This is a genomic window from Synechococcus sp. Cruz CV12-2-Slac-r, assembly GCF_024346075.1.
Classification (GTDB): Bacteria; Cyanobacteriota; Cyanobacteriia; order PCC-6307; family Cyanobiaceae; genus Synechococcus_D.
Genome location: NZ_JAGQEK010000056.1, coordinates 1 through 10,203, shown reverse-complemented (window position 1 = coordinate 10,203; position 10,203 = coordinate 1). Strand labels below are relative to the sequence as shown.

Below are 10,203 nucleotides of genomic sequence, written 5' to 3'. Positions count from 1 at the left end.
GGGCGTCTTCACCAAGCCGCTGACGCGCTGCCTCAAGCATTGCTAGGGAAGGATCCACTGCTGTGAGCTGCCAATCTTTCCTTTGCGCTCTTGCCTCAATTAATTCGTTGCCGGTGCCGCAACCAACCACCAGCACTGGTGCAGCTGCAATGGCGGCTGTAGGGAAACCACTTAGGAGCGCCACGGCAAGGCGAGCCAAGCTGCGATAGCCGGGAATTTGACGTTCCGCCCTGTCGTTTAAAGCTGGGCTTAGGGGAGGATTGTCCATATTTAAGAAGCAAAGGAGAGTTTCTAAATGTTAGGCAGAGCAGGAAAGCTGGCCCTTAAGGCCAAATAGCAGCAGCCGGCCGGTTAAGTTGGCTTGCATCTAAACGATTTGCGCGCCGTGCCCACCATCCGATTTGAGCAAGAAGCCCAGCAGGTTGGTTGCATTGAAGGGGCAAACCTACGTAAAGCTGCTCTCGATGCCGGCATCAATCCTTATAAAGGCCTCAACAATCTGAATAATTGCGGTGGCGTGGGCCAATGCGGCACCTGTGTGATGGAAGTGGTGGAGGGCATGAACAACCTCTCGCCTCGCTCCGATGTTGAAGAGGTCTACTTGGCTGATCGTCCGGCCAGCTACCGGCTCAGCTGCCGCACGAGCGTTAACGGAGATATAACCGTTAGAACTCGCCCCGCCGACGGCGCCGGGCAAGGTTCAAACAGTTTGCTTGGTGCGCTTAAGGCTCTGTTACCAATTCTCCGTCGCTAAATTGCTCTAGTTTTTTTAACAAACCCTCAACACCCGCGCTATTGATACCCGATAGATAGGTAAGTTTTAGCTCTTCTAACATTTCCGCTAGGAGAGTTTGACTTTGCTCCAAAGTTGCAGACTCACCTAAGGCATTTCCCAATTCATGCCAAAAAGCCTCACTTGCGCCTACCCATAAATCTTTTACCCGTTGATCGTCTCTACTTAATTCTGCAGCGGTACCTTTAGAAAGATCTAGAAGCGCTTCTATTATTCCTGTTGCTAATTGCCGGCTAAATTCCCTTTCCGCCAATTGCACTGGTTGAAATTTTTGTAGCGGGGCCGAAAGGGGAGTCTTAACAAGGCTGCGTTGCAATCCATAAGCTAAAAGTTCCCGCCCTTGAGGAGCCAAACTTGGTAAAACCCTACCCAGCAATAAAGGAAGCCATATCCGCAATAAACCTTCAAAATCTTGCTTTTCAGCATTTTGAAATCTATCTGGTGTGCCCAAGCGTTTTATTCGTTGTTTCCACTTAGGGGAGCGAATGAATGCTTGAACCCCCTCAACAATTTGAAGAGCGATTACTTCGATCAACTCAACAGCGAGAAGAGCAACTACCCCACGGCTCACCACAACTCGTACAGGCTCTGCATCGATTACACCGCTACTGCGGAGGCGAGCCGCCACAGGGATCACCCGAGTTAGGCGCCAAAATGGCAACAGGAGTGGGAAATCAAACCAGCGGCGAAGTATTGCATCCCGCCAAGAAAGGCCTGGGAAGCGGCGCTTTAACTGCAGAACTCGCAAAAGAATGTCGAAGAAAAATACACTTTGAAACCACAAAAGATCAATGCGCCAAAACCGTTCTGTGGGTCTACCGGCTTCATCAATAGAACGCCAATAATTTGTAGCAATTAATGGCATAATCTCCTGCTGCCAAAATAAACGTTCTTGGCTCCAAGAATTCATCTTGATCCATTCAGGATTAAATAATTTGCTTGCCCCTTGAGTAGCTGATTCCAATCCTGTGCGTTGCCGTAGACGATTTTTTATACGTTCAAGGGTGCCGGTTTTATTCGCCGCTAAAAAGGGATTTTCTGATATTAATTGATTTGTAAGCAGAAGCTGTTGATCAAGAAGTTTTTTGCTTGCGGGGTTTGCAGCCCCTTTGCTAAGTAATTGCTGATCCAGTAATGTCCATTTCTCAATAAAATTCTGAGTATCACGATGGGGCTCAATGCCTTTAATAGGGTCGTAAGTTAATGTAAGGTCTGGTAAAAATGTGAGTGGTATCGCTAAAGGAACTCCTGGAAGGAGATATAATTGACGTTGTAACCAAAAATTACGCAAAGGCACATAACTAACATCAAAAATAACTAATAAGAGATTAATGCTGGCCCAAATCGCTACAAACTGATCCCAGCCATGCCCCAGGGGTCTGATCTGTAATTGGTTGCGCCAATTACGAGCTTTAAGCCAGCGGGGTCGCACCATTGAAATTTTTTCAATATTGCCAGGCTAGAGGTAGTAACTTGCCTTGATCTTGGTGGCTACCGATGGCACTTAAACAGCTAGACGATTTTTTAAAACAGGCCCGTTTAGATCCAAACCTTGCTCAGCAGCTAAGCAAGCCACTGGATCTTGAGGAATTTATAGAGCTTGCAGCTCAAGCCGGATACGGTTTGAGTGAGCAGGATGTATTAGCCGCTCAAGCGAGGCAAGAGGCGTCCCTTAGCGACCAGGAGCTTCAGCAGCGGGCAGGAGAGGAAGCTCGCAAGTTGCGATCATTTATTCCTGGCTAGAACTAAATAATTTTGTCGTATTGCAGCTCATTTCCCCTGCAGGCTTCATTGAACTGCCCGCGCTCGTAGCCCACCACCCCTGCCACCACGGTGGCCACGGGCCAACCGATCAGCTCCCAACCTTCGAACGGGCTCCAGCCACAACGGCTCACCAGCTCCTCACGCAGTACGGGGCGAGAATGCTCCATGTCTACCAGCACCAGATCAGCGTCCCAACCTGGCTCCAAAACACCTTTACCTTTAATTCCATAGAGCTCCGCAGGTTTTTTGCTCATCCAATTAGAAACCTGCCCAATACTGCAGCGACCTAACGCCACCTGGGTGAGCATTAAAGGCAATGCTGTTTCAACCCCCGGCATTCCAGAGGGGCTATGGGGATAAGGCTTAGCTTTTTCCTCAAGAGTGTGAGGGGCGTGATCAGTGGCGATGCAATCAATTACCCCATCCAGCAGGGCTTGCCAGAGCAATTCACGGTCTGCACTGGTGCGCAAAGGTGGATTCATTTGGGCGTGGCTACCGATAAGTGCGTAAGCATTGCTATCTAGAAGCAGGTGTTGGGGCGTTACCTCTGTACTAATCAGCGCTGTTTTGTGATGCCGCAACCATTCAGCCTCTGCTCCGGTGGTGAGATGCAACACGTGCAAGCGCCGTTTGTAGCGGTTGGAAAACTCCACAGCCCGCTTGGTAGCAAGCATTGCCGCTTCAGGGTCGTGCACCTGGGAATGCAGATCAGGGGGGCGCTCAGCAGGGTTGGGGTATTGCTTGAGAAGGGTTTCACGGCGTTGCAGCAAGCGTTCTTGATCTTCTGCATGCACTGCAATTAGAGCGTTGCCGGTGGCGAAAATTCGTTCTTGGCCATCGATGTCACCACAATCAAGGCAACCTTTACCGCTACCCATAAACATTTTGATGCCGCAGGCATTGCCTGGATCCTTGAGCGCCTCAAGATTTGAGCAATCTCCGCATGCTCCAAAAAAGAAGCCGTAATTCACGCGGCTAACAGCTGCTGCCCGTGCCAGCTTCGCCTCAAGCGCTTCAGCTGAGATGGTTGGTGGAATTGTGTTTGGCATCTCTAGAAATGCCGTTACACCTCCCCGTAAACAAGCCCTGCTCGCACTAATTAGATCTTCCTTATGGGTTAAGCCAGGATCACGAAAATGAACCTGCGGATCAATAACTCCAGGCATAACGGTTAAGCCATGGGCTTCAAGCACCAAGCCATCCCAACTGGAGGGTGAAATTTCGTGGCAAGCCTTGATCAAACCAGCCTGGATTTCTAAATCAACCAATCTGAGGCTGCCATCGGCTTGCAGCACATTTCCACCGCGCACCAGCAGATTTCCTTCAGCCATAGCAAGTGTTCAGCGGCATTGCATCTAGTGTGGCTGAACGAATTTGGTTTGGCTTGAAAGATTTACTGTTGCTGCTGGCGTTGGTTTTGGGCTTGAGGCAATTTTTGCTTGAAGCTCGCTATATCCCTTCAGGCTCAATGTTGCCTGGCTTGCAAGTTCACGACAGATTAATGGTAGATAAATTAACTAATCGTTTTCGCAGCCCGCAACGGGGTGAAATCATCGTTTTCAATGCGCCTCACGCATTTGATCCCGTCTTAAAAAGCACTTACCAAAGCAGCCCAATCCAATGCTTTATTATTAATTTACCCTTATTAGGTGCCCTTACGGGCATACAAACACCCGCTTGCGATGCCTATATAAAAAGAGTGGTAGCGATAAGCGGGGATCGAGTGATAGTGGATCCAAAAGGTTTAGTGAAAGTAAATGGCATTGCGATTACTGAACCTTATGTAACTAATTTCTGTAGCCCAATTCCATGCAAACCACTCCAAACAGTGGTGCCTCCTGAATCGGTATTGGTGCTCGGAGATAACCGAGCTAATAGTTGGGATGGGCGTTTATGGCCCGGCACAAATTTTGTTCCTAACGATCAAATAATTGGCAGGGCGTTATTCAGATTTTGGCCATTCAAGAGTTTTGGATCTCTCTTAAGCCCGGATCCAGGCGCCAAGCCTCTGGCAACTGCAAACCCGTAGCAATTACCTGGCCAACAAGCGCTGCAGCAGGAAGAGGGCAATTAGCGGCAAAACTGCCGGGTTGATACTGAAAAGGATGGGTTGGATCAAACAACAACCAGCGGCTACATCCTGATTTAAGGGTTTCTGGTTCGATACCAAGGAAAGCGGCAGGTCCCCAGCTCAAAGCTTGCCAAAGTTCAGTAACGCTCCAGCCAGCTTCGGTGATCAGAGCTTGCCAAAGGCTTGGTAAAACCGCTTGGTAGCCAGCTACCCCTGGGCGGCGCTGATCAAGGGGGAGCAGCTGCTCTTCAAGGTCAAGGGGGCAGTGATTCACAGCCACCGCTTGCAATAAGCCGCAGCGCAATGCCTCTCGTAAAGAGCAGCGATCATTGGCTCCCCCTAAAGAAGGCTGCACCCGCCAACCTTCAGACAAAGGATGAAGCAAGGCGTTGTGAGTTAACAAATGCCACCAACTCACACTTGCCTTGGGCGCCGATTTCGCTTGCTGCAACAAATCAATAGCCGCTGTAGTGGAGATATTCATCAATCGCAATGCAGCCACTTGAGCAGTTGTTGAAATGAGGGCCAAAACACTGGCAAGAGGCACGGTTTCACTCACATAAGGATCACCAGGCCAACCAAGCCGTAAGGCGGCAACCCCTTCCCGTACAAATCCTCCATGGCTTAAAGCTGGATCCCGCGGTGCCACTAAAAGGGGAGCTTGCAGGGCTTCTCCCAGCAGCAAAGCTCTCTCAAGTAGTGCAATAGGAAGGATTGCATTTGCTTCCGCCAAGCCAATGGCCCCAGCCTGCAATAAATCAGCATGGGGGGCAAATTGTTTTGCTTCTCCAGCAACGCTGAGGGCTCCCCAGCAGTGCAACTGCAGCGGATCTGGCCACTTTAATTTGAGTTGTTCAGGGCGATCACGCCAACAGCGCGCCTGAGGCAACAGGGCAACACTGCCATAACCAGCAGCGGCACATTCAATGCCAAGGCTTCCAAGTGTTTCGGCAGATCCCAATTCGGGATCCTCAAGGGTGCTGTGGGGATCCACTAGCACTGGAGCCATTAACCATTGGCTTTGGGCCTGCTTTTGAAGCACCTCAGGATCAGCTTCCGCTAACACTTCCGCCTCGTGATCAAAAGCGATTAGCTGGCGATCTTTAATCAGAACAGAGCTGCATCTCAAGCTTGAATCCGGCCCCTGCAGTAACTGGAGATCGCGCAGCAGTAATTTCACAACGCGCCAGCGGCAGTGCTATCTAACACTCCACCAAGGTGACCGGTGAGGTTTAAACCAGACACCACTGCTTCCCCCTGCCCATCAAGGCCGTAGTCGATCACACTCACCCCACCATTGCCCTGCTTCACCGCCCAGATATCAGCTGGAGACAAACCTAACAAATAACAAAGGATAGTTTTATTAACAGCATCGTGGGCTACCACTAAGGCAGTTTCATTATTATTTAGGCCTGCAACTATTAGTTTCCAGGTTTGCACCGATCGCTGCCATACCTGTTGAATTGATTCTCCGCTGGGCATCTCCACGGTATGGGGATCACATTGCCAAGCAGCTAGCAGATCTGGCCAACCTGCCTTGATTTCCTCTTCTAAGCATCCCTCCCATTCGCCATGGGCTATTTCAATTAGTCCGCTACAGCTGGTAAGGGGCACAGCTTTTGTTTGGGCAGAAAGGATTGCTTCTGCTGTTTGCCTTGGCCGAGCCATGGAACTTGTGTAAGCACGATTTAGTTGAAACTTCTTTAAAAACAAAGCGGCAGCCTGAGCTTGGGCTTGCCCCTTTGCATTTAGGGGAATATCGATTTGCCCCTGGAAACGACCCTCGCGATTCCAATTGGTTTCACCATGGCGCACAAGTAGCAGCCGCGGTCCGCCGGAGCGCTGCGGCAGCGGATTTTCCAAATGGTTAATGGTATTAAGAGATTCGATCTGCACCAGGCCACCGGGGCGCAAATTTAAAACTGATAAAGAACAATTATTAACGCGATAGCGGTTGAAATTGCTAGCTGGAAGGCCAAGTGCAGCCAATAACAAACATCGTAAAATGCCGTTATGGGCAACAACTAAAACAGTGTGATCTAATTCGGGCGGATGCTGCTCTTGAAGCTTCTGCCAAAAAAGCAAAGCTTGGCTGTGCAGTTCTTGAACAGGAAAATAAGAATTGCCATCTGGCTGCTGCAGTTGAAATTGGTGAGGAGCTTCCTTCCACTGTTGATAAGCAATTGGATGCATTTCCGCAACCTGCTCGCGGGTTAAGCCAAACCAAGGGCTGAGATTTATTTCTAGTAAAAGTTCACTGCTGGTAATTGCTGTGTTGCCACCATGGGCTCCCAACAACAATTGGGCTGTGCGTTGGGCCCGTTGCAATGGTGAACACCAAACTGCATCAAACCGAAGTTCATGCAGTGCAGCACCCAAAAGGCGAGCTTGCTGTTCTCCTGCCTCACTAAGCACCGAAGCATCTTCACGCCCCTGAATGCGGCCCTCAATATTGAAGCTGCTCAGCCCGTGGCGTACCAGTAAAATCCTTGTTGCCACAGCGTTCTTTAGGATCTAAACAACATCGTAGAACGCACCGTTGCCAGTTAGCCATCAGCACAAGAGCACAGCCCTTGCTATCACTCTGCTGGCTTGGCTTAGCCTGGTGCTGGCGGGCTTGATTTGGGGCTTTTCCTTACTTGATAGTTTGGATCGCCCTGGGGTGGGTAACGCTTTAGAGCAAAGGCAGCTGGAGCTAAACCTTTTAGCAAAACAAGGCACGCAATTACCGATCGTTCAGCAATTAATTGAAAAAAATTCCGAACAATTATTGCTTGAGGCAGTACAAAAAAGCAGCGATTCCAGCAGCCCTAAAGGTTTGCTTGAGCAGGGTTTAATAGAGCAGAGATTAGGTAGAAAAAACGCTGCTAGGTCTCATTTTCAAGCTGCTCAAAACACCGGCAACCCTCAACAACAAAGCCTGGCAACTGCATTACTGGATCAGAATGCAGTTGTTGATTTAGCTAATAAAAAATCACCTATCCCACCTTTACCAGAACGTCCGATCTATCGGCTGTTGAGCTGCGAAGCACTTGGTTTGCCCTCAAATCTATGTGTGGCGCCAACAGTTATTAATCAGGCCAAAACCCGTTTATTGCTTGTAAGTCTTTTGCCGTTAGGGGGGGTAATTACTGGAGTGCTGTTGCTCGGTAGATTGCTTTGGCAAATATGGCGTAATCGGCTGGCGCAGGCCCCTGAATTAAGCGGACCTCAACTAACGCTCCTGGAAACACTTTTTATTGTTGCCGGCGGCTTCGTAGTGCTTGGCGAAGTTGTAGTTCCCCTGCTGGCACTACCTTTAGTTTCAAAAGCTATCGAATTATTGCCACTGGAACCAGCAGCCCGTGGTGGTGCATTAGTTATGGGTTTATATAGTTTTACGGCTGCTCCAGCCTTACTTTTAATTTGGGGTTTTAAAGGTTTCAACCTGCAATGGTGCCCCAGCTGGATCGCTTTATCGGAAGGAATTAAAGGTTTATTAATGGCATTGCCACTGGTGGCCTTAGTGGGCTGGCTAGTTGAGAAATTTTGGCCCCAGGCCGGGGGAAGCAACCCACTACTGGAACAGGTTTTAGATGGACGCAATGGCACAGCCCTAGCGCTGCTTGCTTTTACCGCCGTGGTACTAGCTCCACTGTTTGAAGAAATACTTTTTCGCGGGGTTTTAATGCCAGTGATTGGCAGCTACTGGGGCAATTTTGCCGGGGTTGCAATCAGTGCTTTGGTTTTTGCGCTAGCTCACCTGAGCCTTAGCGAAGCGGCTCCACTAACAGTGCTTGGGCTCAGCCTGGGCTGGGTGCGCCTGCGCAGCGGCAGTTTATTTAGTTGTGTTGTGATGCATGGTTTATGGAACAGCCTTACCTTTTTTAATTTAATTATGTTGGGGAGCTAACTAAATAATGAAAACTTTCCTGAGGCCCCTTGCCACCACCTGGATTGGATGGTTCACTGGCGAAACAAGTGAGCGCTCCATAAATAGTGGCTGCATCGTTATCCACTCGGCATACTCAAGCCAGGCCGCAAGACCAGGAACTTGATTTACGTAGGGCTCAAGTGGCTCAACGAAAGGCCCAACGGCAGAAACGCAATCTTGAACTACTTCAAGGTTCCTTGTCGGCAAAACGGGTTGAACGGCAGGCGCCTTGGCTAGCCGGTCTGCATCGCGTTGCTGATGGAGGTTTAGTGGCTACAGGCGTTGCAGCTGTTGTTTTTACAGGATTAACACTGCACTGGCAAAACCGTTGGGGTAATGATTTCCGTGATCTCAATGCGGCTCAAGAACTGCAACATCGAGTTCTGGAAACCACCTCATCTCTTGAACAATTTCATCTTTTAAAGGCGCAACAGCCCGGTGCGTTGGTAGCTACCCGCAGCGAGGATCTTGTGTTTGTCCCCCAACCTCCATCGGCAAGAGAAGCCGTGGATCAAATACATCGCCCCTTGAGTTTTTCTGTAATTGCCAGTGGTTACTAAAACTCTTCCCCGCAAATCTGCTGGTAACAGGCATAGGGTGTTGCATTTAAACCCTGTACCAACAGCGCGTTTAATAGCTGTTGTTTCTCTTTTATTAATAGGTTTAGGGGGATTAGCCATCAGGTTGGGATGGTTGCAAGTAAGGGAGGGGCAAAAGCTTGAGGCAAAGGCGCGCCAGGTTCAAACAGAAAAACTTGATCCGTTGGGTAGGCGCCGCAGCATCGTTGATCGTGAAGGTCGTCTTGTAGCTATCGACGAAGAACGGGTAACTGTTTGGGCCCATCCCCGCTATTTTCATTTTCCAGGTGATGATCCAGACCAACGGCGCAGCACAAGGGAGGTTGCTATTCGCCTCGCCCCGCTGCTGGGCCTGGATCCCGATCTGTTGGTGGCCCGAATGGGCAAACAACGTTCAGGTGTAAAACTTGCCACAAATCTGGAACCATCAATTGGCTCGAGGCTAAAAGCGCTTCGCATTGATGGGATCGATTTTGAGCACGGGCCGCAACGCATTTACCCCCAAGGCCCTTTATTTGCCAATGTGGTGGGTTTCTTAAACCTCGAACGCGTACCACAAGCTGGCCTTGAGCAAAGTCTTGAACGAGATCTGCGCAGTCAAGAAAGCAGTATTGGTATCCGCCGAGGTGGTGATGGCACGCCTCTACCGGATGGATTAAAAGCCGGCAGCATGTTTCGGGACGATTTAAAACTGCAACTTACCCTTGATACCCGCTTGCAACGAGTAGCTCAGATGGAGTTGGCGCGGCAGGTAAAAAAATGGAGCGCCAAACGCGGTGTTGCCATGGTGATGGATGCCAGGAATGGAGAATTATTAGCACTCACATCAGTGCCCACCTACGACCCAAACCAATTTTGGCGACATAAGCCTGGCTTATTTCGAGAGTGGTCGGTGCAGGATATCTACGAGCCTGGTTCAACTTTTAAACCAATAAATATAGCGATTGGCTTGCAGGAAAAGGTGTTAAACGCGAGCACACGATTAAATGACACGGGATCCCTACAAATTGGCGGCTGGCCAATATTTAATAACGATAAATCGGCTTTTGGTTTTTTTGATTTTCGTAGTTTAGTGAATGTTTGT

General features: G+C 49.6%; 11 protein-coding genes. 6 read left to right on the top strand and 5 right to left on the bottom strand.

The window, feature by feature from the left end; genetic code table 11:
- Nucleotides 1-268 (bottom strand): class I SAM-dependent methyltransferase (locus tag KB557_RS06105; RefSeq protein ID WP_255132326.1); only part of this gene is annotated, 268 nt, incomplete at its 3' end.
- 117 nt (nucleotides 269-385) lie between these two features.
- On the opposite strand from KB557_RS06105, the gene KB557_RS06100 reads away from it, so the two are divergent.
- Nucleotides 386-754, top strand: coding sequence for a 2Fe-2S iron-sulfur cluster-binding protein (locus tag KB557_RS06100; protein ID WP_255132324.1), 369 nt, complete (start codon nucleotides 386-388; stop codon nucleotides 752-754).
- Here KB557_RS06100 and KB557_RS06095 read toward each other — a convergent pair.
- Nucleotides 723-2,228 carry a hypothetical protein gene (locus KB557_RS06095; protein WP_255132322.1) on the bottom strand — a complete coding sequence of 502 codons (1,506 nt, stop codon included), beginning with the start codon at nucleotides 2,226-2,228 and terminating at the stop codon, nucleotides 723-725. The genes KB557_RS06100 and KB557_RS06095 overlap by 32 nt on opposite strands.
- 62 nt (nucleotides 2,229-2,290) lie before the next feature.
- On the opposite strand from KB557_RS06095, the gene KB557_RS06090 reads away from it, so the two are divergent.
- A complete protein-coding gene (locus KB557_RS06090; RefSeq protein WP_255132320.1) occupies nucleotides 2,291-2,536 on the top strand; it encodes a Nif11-like leader peptide family RiPP precursor in 246 nt (81 codons plus the stop codon).
- Nucleotides 2,537-2,538: 2 nt separating this feature from the next.
- Here the strand turns inward: KB557_RS06090 and KB557_RS06085 are convergent, their stop codons facing one another.
- Nucleotides 2,539-3,888 (bottom strand): dihydroorotase, encoded by a 1,350-nt coding sequence (locus KB557_RS06085; RefSeq protein ID WP_255132317.1) that lies wholly within the window; start codon nucleotides 3,886-3,888, stop codon nucleotides 2,539-2,541.
- A gap of 5 nt (nucleotides 3,889-3,893) precedes the next feature.
- On the opposite strand from KB557_RS06085, the gene lepB reads away from it, so the two are divergent.
- The gene (gene lepB / locus KB557_RS06080; protein ID WP_255132315.1) at nucleotides 3,894-4,586 is read left to right on the top strand and encodes a signal peptidase I; all 693 of its coding nucleotides are present in this window, start codon (nucleotides 3,894-3,896) and stop codon (nucleotides 4,584-4,586) included.
- On the opposite strand, the gene KB557_RS06075 is transcribed toward lepB, so the two are convergent.
- Nucleotides 4,519-5,808, bottom strand: coding sequence for a dihydroorotase (locus tag KB557_RS06075; protein WP_255132313.1), 1,290 nt, complete (start codon nucleotides 5,806-5,808; stop codon nucleotides 4,519-4,521). The genes lepB and KB557_RS06075 overlap by 68 nt on opposite strands.
- Nucleotides 5,805-7,127, bottom strand: a complete 1,323-nt coding sequence (locus KB557_RS06070; protein ID WP_255132311.1) for a histidine phosphatase family protein — start codon at nucleotides 7,125-7,127, stop codon at nucleotides 5,805-5,807. Before KB557_RS06070 ends, KB557_RS06075 begins: the two co-directional genes overlap by 4 nt.
- 40 nt (nucleotides 7,128-7,167) lie before the next feature.
- On the opposite strand from KB557_RS06070, the gene KB557_RS06065 reads away from it, so the two are divergent.
- The 3 genes from KB557_RS06065 to KB557_RS06055 all read left to right on the top strand — a co-directional run.
- Nucleotides 7,168-8,520 (top strand): CPBP family intramembrane glutamic endopeptidase, encoded by a 1,353-nt coding sequence (locus KB557_RS06065; protein WP_255132308.1) that lies wholly within the window; start codon nucleotides 7,168-7,170, stop codon nucleotides 8,518-8,520.
- A gap of 86 nt (nucleotides 8,521-8,606) precedes the next feature.
- Nucleotides 8,607-9,101, top strand: a complete 495-nt coding sequence (locus KB557_RS06060) for a hypothetical protein (protein WP_255132306.1) — start codon at nucleotides 8,607-8,609, stop codon at nucleotides 9,099-9,101.
- Nucleotides 9,091-10,203 (top strand): penicillin-binding transpeptidase domain-containing protein (locus KB557_RS06055; RefSeq protein ID WP_255132304.1); only part of this gene is annotated, 1,113 nt, incomplete at its 3' end. The genes KB557_RS06060 and KB557_RS06055, both read left to right, overlap by 11 nt.

Excerpts from the sequence above, each read along its gene's own strand:
- KB557_RS06095 (WP_255132322.1), bottom strand. The coding sequence starts at position 2,228 with ATGGTGCGACCCCGCTGGCTTAAAGCTCGTAATTGGCGCAACCAATTA.
- KB557_RS06090 (WP_255132320.1), top strand. The coding sequence starts at position 2,291 with ATGGCACTTAAACAGCTAGACGATTTTTTAAAACAGGCCCGTTTAGAT.
- KB557_RS06085 (WP_255132317.1), bottom strand. The coding sequence starts at position 3,888 with ATGGCTGAAGGAAATCTGCTGGTGCGCGGTGGAAATGTGCTGCAAGCC.